The following is a 19192-nucleotide window of genomic DNA, read 5'->3' as shown; positions in this document are numbered from 1 at the left end:
GCTGTCCATTCACTCACAATAATCACAGACAACATTATGACCGATCTCACTTCATCTTCCGCCCATGTGGCGTTAACAGGGAACCGGCCCGACGGTGAAACGCAGTGGATCCGCAGCGCGGCGGACGTTTCTCGCCTGATCAACAGCGGCGACGGCGCGCGCAATAATGCGCGCATCGTGGTGGCGATCGCGCTGGGCGGCGTATTTCTCGACGCTTACGATCTCGGCGCGCTGGCGTTTGGCATTAAGGACGTAGCGCGCGAGTTCAGCCTGACGCCGACCGGCACCGGCATGGTCGCCTCCGCCATTACCTTTGGCGCCATTGTCGGCGCGTTAATCGGCGGCTATCTCACCGATAAAATCGGCCGCTATCGCGTATTTATGGCGGATATGTTCTTTTTCGTGGTGGCGGCGCTCGCCTGCGCCTTCGCGCCCAATGAGTATGTGCTGGGCGGCGCGCGCTTCGTAATGGGGCTGGGCGTCGGTATCGATCTGCCAGTGGCGATGGCGTTCCTCGCCGAGTTTTCCCGCCTGCGCGGCCAGGGCAATAAGGCCGCCAGCGTGGCGATGTGGTGTCCCACCTGGTATGCGGCGATCAGTATCTCTTACCTGCTGGTGCTGCTGCTCTATGGGGTGCTGCCGGAGAGCCACACCGGCTGGCTGTGGCGCTTAATCCTCGGGTTCGGCGCGGTGCCTGCGCTGATCATTATCGCTATCCGCAGCCGCTATATGAGCGAGTCGCCGGTCTGGGCGGCGAATCAGGGCGACCTGAAAGGCGCGGCTGCGATTCTGCGCAGCGGCTGGAACATCAATGCGCAGGTGGCCGAGGATGCGGCGGCAACGCCGACCCAGCCTGCGCGCCGCGCCAGCTGGCGCAACTACGGCGCGCTGCTGCGGGGCGTTTATCTGCGCCGCACGCTGCTGGCAACCCTGACCTCGGTCGCCTCTTCCTTCGCCTATAACGCAGTGGCGTTTGGCCTGCCGGTGATTATCACCAGCTTTTTCGCCCAGTCGATGCTCACCACCATTCTGGTATCGCTGGCACTCAATCTGCTGTTCGCCTTTGTCGGCGGCGTGCTGGCGGTGCGGCTGGTGCCGCGTCTTGGCGCATGGAAGATGTCGGTGGCGGGTTACGCCTGCCAGTGTGTGGCGCTGCTGGGGCTGGCGCTGACTGGTCGTCCCGAAGGCGGTCTGGAAGCGGGCATCGCTATTGCGATGCTGGCGCTGTTCCTGTTTGGCCAGGGTTTCGGCCCCGGCTCGCATACCATGACCTTCGCCTCGCTCAGCTATCCCACTTCGCTGCGCGGCGTCGGCGTCGGTTTTAATCAGACGCTGATGCGCGGCAGCTCCACCCTCTCGCTGTTTCTGTTTCCGGTGCTGGTCGCCGCGCTTGGTACTGGCGTCTTCTGGGTAATTTTCCTTGCGCCGCTGGTCGGTCTGCTCGCGCTGCTGGCGATACGCTGGGAGCCGTCGGGCTATGATGTGGACGCAGAGGATTTTGCTGAGCGTTAAAACGCGCGTCCCGCCTCTTTTCCGCGGCGGGATTCGGTTCTTCTTCTGCTTACCGGCTCAGGACCGTCTGGGAGAGGTCCGAGCCGCTATTCAGGCTGGCATACTCATCGCATTCAGGTAGGCGGGAATACGGGGAAAGGTGTAGAGAAACCAGGGCGTGAACTGCTGCGGCTCCTCCAGCATTGCACGCTGGATCTCACTGACGGAGCGATAGCACCAGTCGTCCGCCTCCTGCGGATTGGGCGTGGGTTTGTCATCGCTGACGGCGAAGTAAACATGCCCATACTCATGCTCGATCAGGCCGTTGCTGAGCGGCAGATTGTAGCTCAGCTCAAACACCGGGGTCAGCGACAGTTCCAGCCCCATCTCTTCGAATAAACGGCGTTCCGCCGCCTGCTGGGTCGGCTCCGCCGGACAGGGGTGGCCGCAGGTGGTATTGCTCCACAGTCCCCCGCAGTGGTATTTGCCGCTGGCGCGGCGCTGTAACAGCAGCTCGCCGGAAGAATTAAATACGTAGACCGTCACCGCGCGATGCAGTAACCCCTTCTCATGCACTTCCAGCTTTTCCATTTTACCGGTGGGACGATCGAGATGATCGACGAGAATAACTTCGATAGCAGACATGAGGGTTCCTTAAGATAACTCCTGGCTATTCTGGCACATCCCTGCTGTTTCATGCCGCGTGAATTCGTGCGGTTCCCCGCAAAAAAAGAGGGCCCGCCTGCGCGAGCCCTGAGTAGAGGTTACAGACGGAAGCTTTGCACTACCTGTTCCAGCTGGACGCTCTGCTCCTCCATCGCCTGGGCGGCGGCGGAAACCTGTTCCACCAGCGCGGCGTTCTGCTGCGTGGTGCCGTCAAGCTGGGTGATCGCCACGTTGACCTGCTCGATACCCATGCTCTGCTCGCGGCTGGCAGACATGATTTCGCTCATCAGCGTCGTTACGCTGCTGACGCCCTGCATCAGCTCGTCCATGGTTTCGCCCGCCTGTTCGACCAGCTGGCTGCCCGCGTCGATATTAGCCACTGATTCCTCAATCAGCTTTTTAATTTCGCGCGCCGAGTTGGCTGAACGCTGCGCCAGATTGCGTACCTCCGAGGCGACCACCGCGAAGCCACGCCCCTGCTCCCCTGCTCGCGCCGCTTCCACCGCGGCGTTTAGCGCCAGGATATTGGTCTGGAAAGCGATGCTGTCGATGACGCTGATGATATCCACAACTTTGCGCGAGGAGTGATGGATCTCGCCCATGGTGCTCACCACCTGACGCACCACTTCCGTCCCGCGCGCCGCCACCTGCGACGCATTGCCCGCCAGCTGGTTGGCATGGGTCGCGTTGTCGGCGTTCTGGCGCACCGTACCGGTCAGCTGCTCCATAGAGGCGGCCGTTTCGACGATAGAGCTGGCCTGGTCTTCCGTGCGTGACGAGAGGTTGGCGTTGCCGCTGGCGATCTCGCGCGAAGCGGCGGTAATCGCCAGCGCGCTGTCGCCGACCTGACGCATCAGCCCCTGCAGATAGCTGATAAAGTTGTTAAAGCTCTGCGCCACGGCGTTGAATTCCGGGCTGTTGCTGGTCGGCAAGCGCTGGGTCAGATCGGCCCCGCCCTGCGCCAGCGCGTCGATATTGCGATGCAGTACGTTGAGGCGCTGCATCATCGAACGGATAAAGCCCAGCAGCACCAGCAGCAGTATGACCGCCAGCGGGATCTGCACCAGGCCGAGACGCGTCAGCATACTGTGCGCCTGCGCGGTCAGCAGGCTGGTCGGCACATCGCTGGCCAGATACCACGGGCTGCCCGCAATAGACTGCAGGAACAGCGTATGCTCGCCATCTTCGCCGTCAAAGGTGGTTTCAGTCGGCTGCGTGCCGGCGCTGCTCAGCAGGCCTTTCAGCGGCGCCGCCATCGGCAGCTGCAGATCGGTCAGATTTTCGAGCTTCGGCGTACCGTCCACCAGCGCGGCGTTGCCCACGACTTTGCCGTCAGCTTCGACAATCAGCACGCGTCCCTGAATGGCGTCACCCATCTCTTTCGCCAGGTGGTTGAAAAAGCCGAGGGTGACGTCGATGGTGGCGACGCCCCAGACGGTGCCGTCACGGTAGATCGCCATGGCGCAGTTGGTGCGCGGCTGCGGGCTGGCGGCGTCCTGGTAGGCTTTCGCCCAGGCGCACTGCCCTTTAGGCGCGGCCATGCCATCTTTGTACCAGGGCTGTTCCCAGTATTTGTCGGCGGCGTCGGAGTTCCAGTAGGTATTAACCTGAAGCTGATTGCTGGCGTTGCGTGCAAAGAAGCTGCTGTCTTTCTCTTTTGCCGGATCGCGACGATTAGGCAGTGGCCAGATACCGCCGCCGAAGACGTTGCTGTCCTGATACTGGTTCACCAGCGCAGGCAGCAGCTGATCAATGGCGGCGCTCTCCATCACGCCTGCGCCCTCGGTAATCGCGCGCTGCTGCGCCTGCACGCGGTTCATCTGTTCCACGATGCCAGTCGCCAGCGCGTCGACCTGATCGCGCACCAGCTGGCTCTGGTTAGCGGTTAACTGCGGCGCGATAAACTGTTTAATCACCACGACTGTGATAAGCATCAGAACGAGAAAAAAAAGGACAAGAACCGCAGTGAAGCGGGATTGTGTTGTTTTTAGCATCTGCTTTCCCCTGGCAGAAACGGCGCGATTGCCTGATCAGGGTTAACGGCGCGGGCAGGAGTAACTTGAGGCGCGCGAGATCACAAATTTAACAACTCGTTGACAGAGCCGATAATTTAGTGAGTAACGGGGATGCGGCGCGCTGCGCTAACAGCGCGTCGACGTCAGATTTCGCTGTCTACCACCTGCTGGCGCGGGCGGAAAATATGATTATTGCCCGCCGCCATCAGCAGCTCCGTTAGCTGCTGGCCGCCCAGTTCATTCGCCTGCGCGAACTGGCGCTCCGCTTCGGTGATCGGCGTCGCCCACAGCAGGTTAGGCCGATCGCCGTCGCGCCTGGAGAGCGTAAACTGCGCGGCCTCATCCGCCAGCGCGTTGGTCAACAGGAAGCTGTCAAAGCCGACCGGCGCCACTTCCGACGCCAGCGTATGGCCCTCGCCCAGCCAGGTCAGACGCGCCCAGGGAAGATGAGCGAACTCTGCCAGCGCGCTCGCCATCTGCACCGCGTTGCCCTCGGTCATCACCTCGCCATCCACCGCCATCGCCAGCTCGATACGGCGATATTGCGGCGCCAGCTCGTCGAACAGGTAATCGACCTGCGGCATGGGTCGGATACTCATGCCGAGCGTGAGGAAATACCATGTGCCGCGGTGCCAGTGCTGGGAGATCGCCATCGGCGGCCAGCTGCCCTGATCGATCGCGTAATATTTTACCGACTCGCCGAACTGCGTCTGGTAGCTCTGCAGCAGCGCCTGCTGCACCCGCTCCCACTCGTTGCCGTCGTGCCAGTCGCGCCAGAACTGGCGCTGGTGTTCCGCGCGCGCGTAGTAGTCGTTGGTGGAGGCGGAACCGAGCGGGGCGGTAAGCCGGTTCTTTTTGATACAGCCGGAGGAGAAGCTGACCTGCTTCTCCTGGTAGAGGCTCCAGCCAGGAATAACCGCCAGCAGCTGACCGTAATACCACAGCGCCGCGCCGTCGTCGCTCGGCTCCCATAACACCTGCAGGCCTGCGGGATCGAGCGGCGGCTCCGCCTCCAGGGTGCGGCAGAACTCGGCGCTGAGCAGCGGCGCGATGCCCTGCTCCATCGCAGCGCGATCCTCCTGCGCCGGCGCAGGCAGCAGATTGCGCAGCCAGCAGCCGCGCACCGCGTACTGGCTGCGAAACAGATCCGTCGGCCAGATATAGAAGTAAGCGGTGCGCGCATCCTGCTCGACAATCGCCGTCAGAGTATGTTGCTGATTGTGGACCTCAGCAATCAGAGGTTGGTAAGTCATAGCGCCTCGACAAAGCTTAGGGATCCATTTCCCCGAGATTAGAGCAGGATCCGGACTGCCGCCATGTGAGACAAGGGTAAAACTCTCAAAGTCAGCGCAACGCGACTGCGCAAGGGTAAGCAAAAGTAAAGCGAGCCACGTAGGCCGATGCGGAAATGCTCAACGATGCTTAAGCATTGCCCGCCTGCCAGGTGAAAATCTATTCGCGTTTCTGAGACGCAGCCGCATGTTATGGTCAGGCTACCCTTTTTTTCGGAGGCGCATGATGCTGCCCGTTCCCGATTTCGCCTGGCGCGAGTTAGCGGTTCTCGCGCTTTTTCTCTGGCTTCTTTATCGCTATACCTGGCTTACGCTGGCGGCGACGCTGATTGTGGTGGGCCTGGCGGCGCTGGTGTTGTTGCCTGTCGATCTTTACTTCAGTCTGCCGTCGCTGGGCGCAATCGGCGCCGGGATCGGCCTGCTGGCGCACTACTTCCAGCAGCGTCGGGCAGCGCGACAGCGTCAGATGAGCACGCCGCGCGGCTACACCCAGCCGCATGATGAATTTAATACTTAACCTTTTATTACCTTTGCTGGCGCGGGGCAGTTAAGCGGCTCCGCTGCGACAGGCAGGCTAACGCGGGTGAAACGTTAAGAAGCCGTTAAGGCTGGCGTCCCATACGCAGCATGGCGCGATGGTATGCGCCGCGCGTAATCGACCAGCGCAGCGTTTTCGCCAGCAGCCGCATTTCGGCATCGAGCAGCGCGCGCGACAGCGGGCTGAAACGATAGCCCGACATCTGCTGCGCCCAGTCTGGCAGCAGCGCCATGCCCGATTTCAACATGACTTTCATCGCCGGTTTCGCCTGCCAGCCCGGCGCGGGCGCCTCGCGCAGCAGTCGGGTCACCTCTGCGGTGCGCTCGTCGTAGCGCAGCTCGCCACGCATGGCTTGCAGATAGCGCGCCACCGCCTCGACGCTTTTCGGCACTGCTGTTGCGCCCAGCGCTTCGGCGATCTGCGCCGCTTCCCGGTAATAGCGATCCTGCTCCGCCAGGCTGAGCTGCGGATTTTTAAAGCGCAGATGGGCGGCGAGAAAAGCGCTGGTTTCGGCAACGTGCACCCAGGTAAGCAGATGCGGATCGCTGGCGGCATAGGGCTGTCCGTAATTGTCGACGCCGCTGACGCGCAGATGAATATTTTTGACCCGCTCAATCAGCAGGTTCGCGTCATGGCGGTTGCCGAAGGTGGTGACGGCGATAAACTGGCTGGTGCGGCGCAGACGGCCCAGCATATCCTGGCGAAAGTTAGAGTGATCCCAGACGCCCGCCAGCGCGGAAGGATGCAGCATCTGCAGCAGCAAAGCGCTGATGCCGCCGCACAACATAGAGGGAAAGTCGCCGTGTACGCGCCAGATGACGCTGTCCGGGCCAAACAGGCCGGGATCGCCGGGCGGCTGTGAAATATCGAACTCATTAAGCGCCAGGCCGTTAACGCGGAAAACCTGGTTCTGGATACGGTTGCGGATGCTGTTCATAAGGGTGCGGCCAGTTCAGGCACGCTTCCCCTTCTTCCGACGGCAAAGCCGGAAGAAGGGTATCGCGCATGATTACAGATAGTCGAACTGCGCGTTCTGGGTACGTACAGAGTCAAGCCCGATCATCACCCGGAACTTACCGGGTTCTGCCACCTGCTGCATCTGCTGGTTCCAGACCTTCAGCGCATCCACGTCGATCTTGAAGCTCACCGTCTGCGATTCGCCCGCTTTCAGCATAATCCGCTTAAAGCCGCGCAGTTCGCGTACCGGACGACTGATGGAGGCGACCGGATCGTTCAGGTACATCTGCACCACCGTCGCCCCGTCGCGGTCGCCGGTGTTGGTCACCGTGACGCTCGCCTCAACCGTGCCATTGCGCGGCATCGTTGGCGCTGACATTTTCACCGGCGAGACGCTGAAGCGGGTGTAGCTCAGCCCATAGCCAAAAGGATAGAGCGGGCCGTTTACCGTATCATAGTAGTGCGAGGTGTATTTGTTCGGTTTGGCGAAGTTGTAAGGCCGTCCGGTCGGCAGATGGTTGTAGTAAAGCGGGATCTGCCCTACCGAGCGCGGGAAAGTGATCGGCAGCTTGCCGGACGGGTTGTAGTCGCCGAACAGGACGTCAGCGATAGCGTTGCCCCCTTCCGTACCGCTGAACCAGGTTTCCACCAGCGCATCCGCCATACGATCTTCGTTAACCAGCGTCAGCGGTCGGCCATTCATCAGCACGATCACCAGCGGCTTGCCGGTGGCCTTCAGCGCCGCCAGCAGCTTCTGCTGGCTGGCCGGAATAGAGATCTCGCTGCGGCTGGAGGCCTCGTGCGCCATGCCCTGCGCCTCGCCGACCGCCGCGACCACCACGTCCGCCTGTTTCGCTTTCTCTACCGCCTCATCAATCATCGCCTGCGGCGTGCGCGCGTCAACCGAGACCGCCTGCTCATAGAGGTTGAGGAAGTTCTGGACACCTTTGTTGTCGCTGATGTTGGCACCTTTGGCATAGAGCAGCGTCGCTTTGCCCGCGGTCGCATTGCGCATGCCCTGCAGCAGGCTAATCGACTGTTTCGCCACGCCCGCCGCCGACCAGCTGCCCATAATGTCGCGCTGGCTGTCCGCCAGCGGGCCAATCAGCGCGATAGTGCCGGCGCGCTTCAGCGGCAGCGTCTCCAGACGGTTTTTCAGCAGAACGATGCTTTTGCGCGCCACGTCGCGCGCTTCCGCGCGGTGCAGGCGGCTTTCCGCATTGGTATCCTGCGGATCGCTCTCTTTGGGACCGAGATGGCTGTAGGGATCGTTGAACAGTCCCATATCATATTTCACATTGAGCACATGGCGCGCCGCATCGTCGATCTCCGCCATGCTGACCGCCCCGCTCTTCACCAGGCCCGGCAGATATTTGCTGTAGTACTCGTCGCTCATGCTCATGTCGATGCCCGACTTCAGGGCGACGCGCACCGCATCTTCGGGATCGCTCGCCACGCCGTGCTTGAGCAGCTCTTTAATCGCGCCGTGGTCGCTGATGGTAATGCCCTTGAATTTCCATTCGTCGCGCAGCACCGTTTTCAGCAGCCAGCTGTCCGCCGTGGCGGGCACGCCGTTAAGGGAGTTGAGCGCCACCATTACGCCGCCGCTGCCGGCATCCAGCGAGGCTTTATAAGGCGGCAGATAGTCCTGGAACAGGCGCTGCGAGCTCATGTCGACGGTATTGTAGTCGCGGCCGCCTTCGATGCCGCCATAGGCGGCGAAGTGTTTGACGCTGGTCATCACCGCATAGCGATCGGCGGGGCTTTTGCCCTGCATCGCCTTCACCATGGTGCTGCCCATCTGCGAGGAGAGCCAGGTGTCTTCGCCGAATCCTTCGGAGATACGGCCCCAGCGCGGTTCGCGGCTGACGTCTACCATCGGTGCCCAGGTCATGTTCAGGCCGTCGTCGGCGGCTTCATAAGCAGAGACGCGCCCGACTTCGCTTACCGCATCCAGATCCCAGCTGGCGGCAAGCCCTAGCGGAATAGGAAAGATGGTGCGCTGACCGTGTACCACGTCATAAGCAAAAAAGAGCGGAATTTTCAGGCGGCTAAGCTGCATCACCTGATCCTGCATGGCGCGGATATCCTGGCGCGTCACGGTATTGAAAATCGCGCCGACCTGACCTTTCTGGATCATGTCGCGAATCGCCTCTTTCGGGTTGTCCGGCCCCACGCTGATTAGCCTGAGCTGGCCGATTTTTTCGTCCAGCGTCATTTTGGTCAGAAGCTGGTTAACAAAAGCGTCGCGCGCCTGGGCGTTCATGGGATGGGGTCCAGTCAGCTCTTCGGCTAGCGCGGGTTGCAGAGCGAGTGAGACAGCGAGACTAACAGAGTAAATCCATTTCATCAGGTTGGGTTCTCTTAAGTGACTGCGCAATATCGAATAAACAGGCGGCAGTGTGCCACAAGTTCAGGATAGCAGGTAGCCGTTAGCGTCACACTGCCGCCTGCTTTTCACTGACGTGCTACAGTAAGGGCGCCATGTCATGACAAGGAGTTGCACATGATCCACTCAGCGTCTCATTCCGCTTTACTCACCGACCTGCGCCGCCACGTTGGCGCCTCTCATCTGCTGACCGACAAAGAGCAAACCGCACGCTACCGCAAAGGCTTTCGTTCCGGCGAGGGCGACGCGCTGGCCGTGGTGTTTCCCGGTACGCTACTGGAGATGTGGCGCGTGCTGCAAACCCTGGTCAGCGCCGACGCCATTATTCTGATGCAGGCGGCCAATACGGGCCTGACGGAAGGATCGACGCCCAACGGCAACGACTACGATCGGCCGGTGGTGATTATCAGCACGCGACGTCTCGATAAGCTGCAGCTGATCGATGACGGCAGGCAGGTGCTGGCTTTCCCAGGCAGCACCCTTTATCAGCTGGAGAAAACGCTGAAGCCGCTTAATCGCGAGCCGCATTCGGTTATCGGCTCCTCCTGTATTGGCGCCTCGGTGCTGGGCGGCGTCTGCAATAACTCCGGCGGCTCGCTGATCAAGCGCGGTCCGGCCTATAGCGAGATGGCGCTGTTTGCTCAGGTCGATGAGCAAGGCAAGCTGAAGCTGGTAAACCATCTCGGCATCACTCTCGGCACGTCGCCGGAAGAGATCCTGGGCAGGCTCGATGATGAGCGCTGGCGTCCGGAGGATGTGCAGCACGACGGGCGTCACGCCTCCGATCCCGACTATGCCGACCGCGTACGTCACGTGGACGCCGATACGCCAGCGCGCTTCAATGCCGATGCGCGCCGGTTGTTTGAGGCATCCGGCTGTGCGGGCAAGCTGGCGGTATTCGCGGTGCGGCTGGACACTTTCCCCTGCGAACCGCAGCAGCAGGTGTTCTATATCGGCACCAACGATCCGGCGGTGCTGAGCGATATCCGCCGCCATATTCTGGCCCACTTTACCCAGCTGCCGGTGGCGGCCGAATATATGCATCGCGATATGTATGACATCGCCGAAGTCTACGGCAAAGATACGTTTCTGATGATCGACAAGCTCGGCACCGACAAAATGCCGCTGTTCTTTACGCTGAAGGGGCGCGTCGACGCCTGGCTGGCGAAGCTGAGCTTCGTTAAGCCGCACTTTACCGACCGTCTGCTGCAGCGCATTAGCACCCTGTTCCCGGCGCACCTGCCGAAGCGCATGAAGCAGTACCGGGATAAATATGCGCATCATCTGCTGCTGAAGATGTCCGGTGCGGGCGTCGAGGAAGCGCGCGAGTATTTGAAAGATTATTTCCACGAAGGCGGCGGCGAGTTTTTCGAGTGTGAAGGCAAAGAGGGCGCGCACGCCTTTTTACATCGTTTTGCCGCAGCAGGCGCGGCGGTGCGCTATCACGCGGTGCACGCCGACGAGGTAGAGGATATCCTGGCGCTCGATATTGCGCTGCGCCGCAACGATCGCGACTGGTTTGAAACCCTGCCGCCGGAGATTACCCAGTCGCTGATCCATCGTCTCTATTACGGCCACTTCTTCTGCCACGTTTTCCATCAGGATTACATTGTGAAAAAAGGGGTGGACGCGCATGCGCTGAAAGAGCAGATGCTGGCGATTTTAGAGGCGCGCGGCGCGGAGTATCCGGCGGAGCATAACGTCGGGCATCTCTATCAGGCGAAGCCGCAGCTGGCGGCCTTTTATCGTCAGCTCGATCCTACCAATACCTTTAATCCGGGCATTGGCAAAACCAGCAAGCAGAAAGGCTGGGCGGTGAAGCAGTTTTAAAACAGGCGGCTATGGCAGGCCTACTCGCGCCGGTAGCATGGTCAGAACGCAAAGTCGTTTAAGAGATTCTTGCTCGCTCATCTCGCGCCATCTCTGGTGCGAGTCGCTTTGCTCTTCTGCCCATGCTACCGGCGCTTTCGCAGGCTCTGTAACCTTAAACCATCAGGACAGCGGATCCGCTTCCTGCTCCGCGATTTGCTGGCGACGCTCAATAATCATGGTCTGCGGCGTCGACAGTACGATGCCCTCTTTACGCAGTCGCGTCAGGATATCGAACAGCAGATCGCTTTTCGCGCCCGCAATCTGACGCTGGCTGGCGACGTTGCCGGTAACGCTCAGCACGATGCCCTGCGGCGTGAGATCCTTAAAGGAGACCGAGGGTTCCGGCGTCTCGAGAATGCGTTCGTTCTCGTTATAGACCTCCAGCAGCAGCTCGCGCACTCGCACCGGATCGATATTGAGCGGGAAAGTGAGCATGATGGTCACTACGCCCTGCGCGTTGCCCATGGTGGCGTTACGCACGTTCTGCGAGATAAACTGCGAGTTCGGCACGATGACCGTCGACTTGTCGCCAAGCTGGATTTCGGTGGCGCGCACGTTGATGCGGCGGATATCGCCTTCGATACCGCTAATGGTCACCAGATCGCCCACCTTCACCGGGCGTTCGGTCAACAGGATCAGGCCGGAAATAAAGTTCTTCACAATCTCCTGCAAACCAAAACCGATACCGACCGACAGCGCGCTGACGATCCATGCCAGCTTGTTCCACTGCAGGCCCATAACCGAGAGCGTCAGCAGGATCACCAGCACAAAGCCAATATTGCTGAACAGCGTCACCAGCGACACGCGCATGCCGGCGTCCATGGTGGTTTTCGGCAGGAAGTCGCTGTCGAGCCAGCGGCGCACCCGGCGCAGCACATAGATGCCCACCACCAGACAGATAATGGCGTTGACCATGTGCGCCGGCACGATGTTCAGCGACTCCAGCCCCTTACCGCCCCAGAACTCAATCGCTTTTTGCAGCAGCTCGATCGGCGTCGACGAGGCGAAGGTGCCGTTAAGCAGCGCCAGCGCGACAAAGCCGATCAGCAGGGTTTTACCCAGCGCTGCCAGCAGCGTCGCCGCCTGCTGCAGATGGCGCTCGTCGATATTCAGCGACGTTTGCAGCCGCCTTCCCGTCAGGCTGTTAACGGAAAAGAGGTTTTCGCAGCCGTCGTTAATCAGATGGCTAAGGAAGTAGAAGGAGCCAAACAGAATGCCGCACCACACCACCTCATAGCTCAGGAAGCGCGCCAGCGTCACATAGCCGATAATCAGCGACAGCAGAATGGCAACCGCCGTCAGCGTCAGCGCCATCTGAATCAGCCCCACCAGCGTGGAGCGCACTTCCGGCGGGTTGCCCTCGTGCACCATGCGGCGGCGCACGCGGTTGGTGCGCATGCTGATCGCCAGAGCGGTGCTGCCGATCAGCAGCGCCGTCAGGCCATTGGCGAAAATAGTGGTGTTCAGGCTGGTGCCGACGGTGTAGTTAAAGTTCTCTACCGTCTGGAAAATAAAGACCAGCGCGGCGGTAATCGGCGGGAACGGCTTCAGCGCCATCGCCACTTCACTGGAGATGGCAGGCAGACGCCAGCTTGGCCGACGCGTGGAGAGAAAGGCGCGTCCCAGACCGGCGATAAGGCCGCAGAAGACGCTGAGCTTCACCAGGCTGACCACAAAATCCTGCACGTCGCCGGAGACTTCATCGCGGCGCGCGAACGCCAGCGCGGTGAAGTTAAAGGTCAACACCACCGCCGCCAGCGTGGTCAGCGCGATGGTCGCCGCGAGGAAGCTGCGGCGCAGCCGCCCTTCCGGCATCTTGTGAATGCTGATCCAGGCAAGAAACTCTTCGCCGTAGCGACGCCCCAGCGTCATCACCAGCATCGCCGCCAGCAGCCAGGCGACGGTGCCGAAACGGTAGCCCGGCTCCCACGACAGCGCGGCGGTATCTTTTAAATCCTGCAGGAAGTCGTTGATCTTCTCGTTATCAAGATCCTGTTTCACAAACAGCGGTGCCCAGAAGCGCGGCCCGAAAATACTGCCGGAGTTGAGCGCCAGCTGGGTTTTCATCAGATCGCGGCGCAGGTTGGTGATCTGCGACGAGAGCATCAGCGCGCTGTTTTTAATGCCATCCGCCTGCTTAATCTGATCGTCCAGCTTGCCCTTCTGGCTCTCCAGCGAGCTGCGTTTGCGGGTGACTTCCGGCGTCTCTTTTACGCCGCTGTCCGCTTTGGGCGCAGGGCCCAGCACCGCCAGCTGCGCGTCGAGCTGCTGACGCTGCGGCTGGAGCGCCTGAGCGAGCGTATCGGCGCTGCCCGACAGCTCCAGCGCCATCTCGTTGAGCTGTGTCAGCTGGTTTTCATTGGTCTGTCCCGACACCTGACCTTTGATCTTGTCGAGAACTTTCTGCATTTTCGGCAGTTCAACCGCCGCGTTCACTTTAGCCGCGACGTCGGTTTGTTGCGCGGCATCGGCCGCATCATCGTCTGCCTGGCTCCGGGCGGGGAACAGGGCCACCGCCAGCAGCATCAACAGCGCGAAAAAGGAGCGTAACTTAAACATAAGAGTGGGGTTCCAGCACAAATTCAGGCGATCGACCATCGCGTTCGCGCGTAGTGTAGGGCCAGGCGCACCGGGAAACTATAGGAATGCTGGCCGTTCTCGTCGAGCCGGGTTTCGGCGTCCGCGCAGGCGGACGCCGGTAAGGCTTATTCCACCGCGCTGCCGCTGCGGGCGTTGCTCGCCACCTGCCCGGCTTTCTGTTTCTTATAGGCCAGCGCCGCCGCTGGCACTGGCGCAGCCTTGCCGGTCAGCAGCCAGTCGCGCAGGCGGTTAGCGTCGGCGAAATGGGTATATTTGCCGAACGCATCCAGCACCACCAGCGCCACCGGCCGGTTATTGATCAGGGTGCGCATCGCCAGGCAGTGACCCGCCTCATCGGTATAGCCGGTTTTGGTCAGCTGAATGCGCCAGTCATTTTTATAGATCAGATGGTTGGTGTTGCGGAACGGCAGCGCATAGCTCGGGTGGGTGAAGACCGCGGTCTCTTCTTTGGTTGTGCTCAGCTGGCCCAGCAGCGGATAGTCACGCGTCGCGCGCAGCAGCTTAACCAGGTCTTCCGCGCTGGAGACGTTATGAATCGACAGGCCGGTCGGCTCGACGTAGCGCGTATGCGTCATGCCCAGCGCACGCGCTTTGGCGTTCATGGCGCGGATAAAGGCGTCGTAGCCGCCGGGATAGTGATGCGCCAGGCTGGCCGCCGCGCGGTTCTCTGAGGACATCAGCGCCAGCAGCATCATATTGCGGCGGCTGATTTCGCTGTTGAGTTTGACGCGGGAAAAGACGCCGCGCATCTCTGGCGTATGGCTGATATCCACCGAAATTCGCTCATCCAGCGACTGCTTCGCATCGAGCGCCACCATCACCGTCATCAGCTTGGTGATAGAGGCGATAGGCCGAACGCGATCGGGATGGCTGGAGAAAAGCACCTTACCGGTATTAAGGTCGACGATCATTGCGCTGCCCGAGGCGATTTGCGGCTCGGCGACCGGCGCGAGCTGAGAAAGAGACGTAGCCGCCTGCGCGGGCGCAATAGCCGCCTGGCCACCGAACAGCAGCGCCAGCGAAAGCAGTGAATAGCGAATGGTTACAGGCATCTTATAAAAAAGTACCGATTAAAATATTACGCCGTGTTGTACACAGGCCGCCCGCCGCAGAGCCGACCACGCGGGGGCTGGCAGCAGCATAATACGCGGAAGCGTAAGAAATTTCCTGGTGAGAATGTTTCTGAGCGTTAAAAAAAACGTCCTGCGACAGCGCTGTCGCAGGACGTTATGCGGTTTAAGTCAAATCATTCCCTTACCGGCTTGATTTGACGCTGATTTAGAACAGTCGCGGCCCGTAACCCCACAGCACCACGGTCAGCGCCAGCAGCACCTCAAATACCAGCACGCCGATCGCCAGCGTCGAGCCGGAGAAGCGCAGACTTTCGTCACGGTCGATATTGAGGAACAGCGGAATGCCGATATAAAGCAGATAGCCGGTGTACACCAGCGCCAGCGCGCCAATCAGCACGCAGAGCCAGACCAGCGGATAGAGCGCCACGATGCCGCTTAAAAAGAGCGGCGTGGCGACATAGCCGGCGAATACCGTACAGCGCTGCATGCTGGGCCGCTGCGGATAGTCGCGCGCCATCCAGTGAATGACGCGGCCCATTACCGCTACGCCGCCCAGAATAAGCAGATAAAACAGGATGCCGAGCGCAATCCCGGTCAACAGGTTTAGCTGAACAAAGCGCCCTTCGCCCAGGTTCCAGCCCAGCTGCGTTGTGCCGATAAAGGCGCAGATCACCGGGATCGCCGCCATCAGCAGAACGTGGTGGGTGTAATGGTGCGAAACGCTCTCATTTTCTTGCTTGATATCGCGCATTTCCCGATCGGGATGCGCCATAAGACCCCAGACATGGTTCATATAATCACCTCGCAGATGCGACAGGCTGCCCAGAATCCACGTCGCTGACCCCTCAGGCAGCATCACCTCAAGTATAAACGGCGTTGCTGCTTTTGTAGCCAGCAGGCGGTTAATCGACAAAAAATAGTCGCTGTGGCCTAAGCCAGCCGGAATGATCGGCCGAAGCGGTATAGAATGTATTAACCGCGGACAGAACAGGGAGTTTACTTTTGCATTTCGATATCAACGGATTAATTACGCAGTATGGCTATCTGGCGCTGCTTATCGGCTGTATCGCCGAAGGCGAAACCTTTACTCTGCTGGGCGGCGTGGCGGCGCATGAGGGATTACTGAACTTTGTCGGCGTGGTGCTGGCGGCCATGGCGGGCGGCGTGATTGGCGATGAGCTGCTCTACTGGATTGGCCGTCGCTATGGCACGAAAATTTTGCGTAAGCTGAAGAAGCATCAGGACAAGGTCGTCAAGGCTAACCGGCTGATCCAGCGTCATCCCAGCCTGTTTGTTATCGGCGTACGCTTTATGTACGGCTTTCGCATCATCGGCCCGATTATTATCGGTGCCAGCCACCTGAAGCCGCTGAAATTTCTGGTGCTGAATATTATCGGCGCCGCGATCTGGGCGACAATCTTCGTCGCCCTGGGTTACTTTGCCGGCGGCGTCATCGCCCCCTGGCTGCACAAGCTCGATCAGCACCTGAAACATGTTCTGTGGCTGGTTGCGGCGGTCGTCTTCGCTTTCGCGCTGCGCTGGGTGATCCGCCGCTGGAACAACCGCCGCGCCGGTTAGATATCTTTCCCGCCGTAAAACTGCGGATTGGCCAGCATAAAACCGCCATCGACGATAAAGGATTGTCCGGTGGTATAGCTGGCCCACTCCGAGCAGAGCCAGGCCACAAGGCTGGCGATCTCGCGCACGTCGCCAGGGCGTCCAATGGGAATCTCCGGCGTTTTAACCCTCTGCGCATCGCCGTCGCCCATATTGTTCATCGGGGTGGCAATAGCGCCGGGCGCCACGGAGTTCACCAGAATATTGTGTTTAATCAGGCTAATGGCCATCGATTTGGTCAGGCCGCCCATGGCGTGCTTCGCCGCCGTGTAGGCGACGGCGTTGGGCAGCGGCGTGTGCTCATGCACCGAGGTGATATTGATGATGCGTCCGCCAGCGCCCTGCTCCACCATTTTGCGCGCGGCAATTTGGCCGCAGACAAAGGCGCCATCGACGTCGACATTGAACACCTTGCGCCACTCCTCAAACGGGGTATCAAGGAATTCAGATTTGGCGTTCGCGCCTGCGTTATTCACCAGCGCGTCAATACGGCCAAGTCGGGAGATCAGCTCTGAAAGCGAACGGCCGCCCTCCTGCGGATCGGCCAGATCGAGGTGAATGATTTCGGCGCGACGGCCTCTTTCACGCACCAGACGCGCGGTCTCTTTCGCGCCCTCCTCATCGGAACGCCAGGTGATGCCGAGATCGTAGCCCTGCTCCGCCAGCATCAGCGCGCTGGCGCGGCCGATGCCGGAGTCAGATGCGGTGACGACGGCGACTTTATTCTCTGATGTGGTCATGGTTGCTTCCTCAGGATGTCGGGTAAGGTGAAGTATAGAAGCAATCCCGTTATGTCCAGCCGCGGCCCTGATGCCGCTTTGTCTATAGTTAAAAGAGTGCCCGCTACGGAGATGAGGATGAGCAAAATAAAACGCCCGATTGAAGATCACGGCATCATTGGCGATCTGCGCACCTGTGCGCTGGTGGCGAACGACGGCACCATCGACTATCTCTGCTGGCCTGCGCTCGACAGCCCGTCGGTATTCGCCGCGCTGCTCGACAGCGACGACGCGGGACTCTTTTCGCTGGCGCCGGAGTGGAAAAATGTGCGTCGGCAGCAGCTCTATCTGCCAGACACCAATATTCTTCAGACGCGCTGGCTGGGCGCGGAGGGCGTCGCGGAAATCACCGACTATATGCCGATCTGCGACGACGCGAAAAAGCTGCCGCGCCTGATTCGACGGGTCAAGATGGTGCGTGGCACCGCCTGGTTCAGGATGCGCTGCGCGCCGCGTCATGACTATGCGCGTGCCAAAACCCGCGCGCAGGCAGAAGGCGACTGCATCGACTTTTACGCGGAGAACCAGCCCACGCTGCGCCTCGCCGCCACGGTACCGCTGACCTGCGAAGCGCACGCCGCCACGGCGCATTTTGAACTCAAGTCGGGCGAGCACGTCGAGTTTGAATTCGGCAATCAGGAAGATGAGCGCGTTAACGCCGTCGACACTGAAACCTGCTTCGAAGGAACCATCAATTACTGGCGAAGCTGGAGTAAAAAAAGCAACTACAACGGACGCTGGCAGGAGATGGTGCAGCGCTCGGCGCTGGCGCTGAAGCTGCTCACCTCCAGCCAGCACGGCTCTATCGCCGCCGCCGCCACCTTTGGCCTGCCGGAAGAGCTGGGCGGCGTGCGCAACTGGGACTATCGCGCCTCCTGGATACGCGACGCCTCGTTCAGCATGTATGCGCTGATGCGCCTCGGCTATGTGGACGAAGCGAAAAACTTTACCCGCTGGGTTGGCCGCTGCGTCGAGAACAGCCACCACGACGAGATGCGTCTGCAGGTGATGTATCGTCTCGACAGCGGCATCGAACTGCATGAGATCGAACTGCTTAACCTCTCCGGCTACGCCGACTCGCGGCCGGTACGCATCGGCAACGACGCCTGGCAGCAGACGCAGCTCGATATTTACGGCGAGCTAATGGATGCGGTCTATCTGGCGAATAAGTATGGCGAAGCGATCTCAGAACGCGGCTGGCAACACGTTGCGCAGATGATCGATATGGTGAGCGAAAGCTGGAACCAGCCCGATGCCGGTATCTGGGAAATGCGCGGCGAGCCGGAGCACTTTCTTCACTCGCGGCTGATGTGCTGGGTGGCGCTGGATCGTGCGCTGCGCCTTGGCATGAAACGTTCGCTGCCGATGCCCTATGCGCGATGGGATAAGGCGCGCAGCGAGATCCGCGCCGATATCTGGCAAAACTTCTGGAACGCCGAACGCGGCCACTTCGTTTCGACGCGTCACGGCAACCATCTTGACGCCTCTATGCTGCTGATGCCGCTGGTGCGCTTCGTCGGCGCCACCGATCCGGAATGGCTGGCGACGCTCGACGCCATCAAGCGCGAGCTGGTAAGCGACGGTATGGTGCGCCGCTACAACATTGATGAGACGCCCGCCGACGGCCTGACCGGCTCGGAAGGCTCTTTCGCCGCCTGTTCGTTCTGGTATGTAGAATGTCTGGCGCGCGCCGGACGCATCCACGAGGCGCATTTCGAGTTCGAGAAACTGCTGAGCTACGCCAATCCGCTGGGATTATATGCCGAGGAGTTCGACAATCACGGCCGCGCGCTGGGCAATATGCCGCAGGCGCTGACCCATCTGGCCCTGATCAGCGCCGCCTTTTTTCTCAATCGCAAACTGAGCGGCGAAGTGACCTTATGGCAGCCCTGACCGGCTCCC

At 60.4% G+C, this 19192-nt stretch carries 14 protein-coding genes; 5 read left to right on the top strand and 9 right to left on the bottom strand.

All coding sequences use genetic code 11. The features are described from left to right. The first annotated feature begins 36 nt into the window (after positions 1–36). On the top strand, positions 37–1512 hold the full coding sequence (locus D7S44_RS02200) for an MFS transporter (protein ID WP_120451618.1): 1476 nt from the start codon (positions 37–39) through the stop codon (positions 1510–1512). A 90-nt stretch (positions 1513–1602) separates the two neighbouring features. Here the strand turns inward: D7S44_RS02200 and idi are convergent, their stop codons facing one another. The 3 genes from idi to D7S44_RS02185 form a co-directional block, all read right to left on the bottom strand. After that, complete coding sequence (gene idi / locus D7S44_RS02195) at positions 1603–2136, bottom strand: isopentenyl-diphosphate Delta-isomerase (RefSeq protein ID WP_120451616.1); 534 nt, start codon at positions 2134–2136, stop codon at positions 1603–1605. Positions 2137–2255: 119 nt separating this feature from the next. Beyond that, positions 2256–4151: a methyl-accepting chemotaxis protein gene (locus D7S44_RS02190; RefSeq protein ID WP_120451614.1), complete on the bottom strand. Its 1896-nt coding sequence runs from the start codon at positions 4149–4151 to the stop codon at positions 2256–2258. Positions 4152–4315: 164 nt separating this feature from the next. Then, positions 4316–5425: a suppressor of fused domain protein gene (locus D7S44_RS02185; protein ID WP_120451611.1), complete on the bottom strand. Its 1110-nt coding sequence runs from the start codon at positions 5423–5425 to the stop codon at positions 4316–4318. Between the two features lie 262 nt (positions 5426–5687). On the opposite strand from D7S44_RS02185, the gene D7S44_RS02180 reads away from it, so the two are divergent. After that, positions 5688–5981 (top strand): hypothetical protein, encoded by a 294-nt coding sequence (locus tag D7S44_RS02180; protein WP_179256402.1) that lies wholly within the window; start codon positions 5688–5690, stop codon positions 5979–5981. An 85-nt stretch (positions 5982–6066) separates the two neighbouring features. Here D7S44_RS02180 and D7S44_RS02175 read toward each other — a convergent pair whose 3' ends face one another. After that, positions 6067–6939, bottom strand: coding sequence for an oxygenase MpaB family protein (locus D7S44_RS02175; RefSeq protein WP_120451608.1), 873 nt, complete (start codon positions 6937–6939; stop codon positions 6067–6069). Between the two features lie 72 nt (positions 6940–7011). Continuing rightward, a complete protein-coding gene (gene bglX, locus D7S44_RS02170; protein WP_120451606.1) occupies positions 7012–9309 on the bottom strand; it encodes a beta-glucosidase BglX in 2298 nt (765 codons plus the stop codon). A gap of 156 nt (positions 9310–9465) precedes the next feature. Between bglX and dld the strand changes: the two genes are divergently transcribed. Then, on the top strand, positions 9466–11178 hold the full coding sequence (dld, locus tag D7S44_RS02165; RefSeq protein ID WP_120451604.1) for a D-lactate dehydrogenase: 1713 nt from the start codon (positions 9466–9468) through the stop codon (positions 11176–11178). 162 nt (positions 11179–11340) lie between these two features. Here dld and D7S44_RS02160 read toward each other — a convergent pair whose 3' ends face one another. The 3 genes from D7S44_RS02160 to D7S44_RS02150 all read right to left on the bottom strand — a co-directional run bounded on the left by D7S44_RS02160 (position 11341) and on the right by D7S44_RS02150 (position 15687). Further along, positions 11341–13779, bottom strand: coding sequence for a DUF3772 domain-containing protein (locus D7S44_RS02160; RefSeq protein WP_120451602.1), 2439 nt, complete (start codon positions 13777–13779; stop codon positions 11341–11343). A 146-nt stretch (positions 13780–13925) separates the two neighbouring features. Beyond that, entirely contained in the window at positions 13926–14873 is a 948-nt protein-coding gene (gene pbpG, locus D7S44_RS02155) for a D-alanyl-D-alanine endopeptidase (protein WP_120451600.1), read from the bottom strand. A 226-nt stretch (positions 14874–15099) separates the two neighbouring features. Next, positions 15100–15687, bottom strand: coding sequence for a Yip1 family protein (locus D7S44_RS02150; RefSeq protein ID WP_120452839.1), 588 nt, complete (start codon positions 15685–15687; stop codon positions 15100–15102). Between the two features lie 209 nt (positions 15688–15896). Here D7S44_RS02150 and D7S44_RS02145 point away from each other — a divergent pair, with 209 nt between their 5' ends. Further along, positions 15897–16472 carry a DedA family protein gene (locus D7S44_RS02145; RefSeq protein ID WP_120451598.1) on the top strand — a complete coding sequence of 192 codons (576 nt, stop codon included), beginning with the start codon at positions 15897–15899 and terminating at the stop codon, positions 16470–16472. On the opposite strand, the gene D7S44_RS02140 is transcribed toward D7S44_RS02145, so the two are convergent. Continuing rightward, positions 16469–17251: an SDR family oxidoreductase gene (locus D7S44_RS02140; protein WP_120451597.1), complete on the bottom strand. Its 783-nt coding sequence runs from the start codon at positions 17249–17251 to the stop codon at positions 16469–16471. The genes D7S44_RS02145 and D7S44_RS02140 overlap by 4 nt on opposite strands. Before the next feature lie 117 nt (positions 17252–17368). On the opposite strand from D7S44_RS02140, the gene D7S44_RS02135 reads away from it, so the two are divergent. Then, positions 17369–19183 (top strand): glycoside hydrolase family 15 protein, encoded by a 1815-nt coding sequence (locus tag D7S44_RS02135; protein WP_120451595.1) that lies wholly within the window; start codon positions 17369–17371, stop codon positions 19181–19183. Positions 19184–19192: the final 9 nt, after the last annotated feature.

Origin of the sequence: Pantoea piersonii (genome assembly GCF_003612015.1) — a bacterium.
Taxonomy (GTDB): domain Bacteria; phylum Pseudomonadota; class Gammaproteobacteria; order Enterobacterales; family Enterobacteriaceae; genus Pantoea; species Pantoea piersonii.
This window is presented reverse-complemented; position numbering and strand designations above follow the sequence as displayed.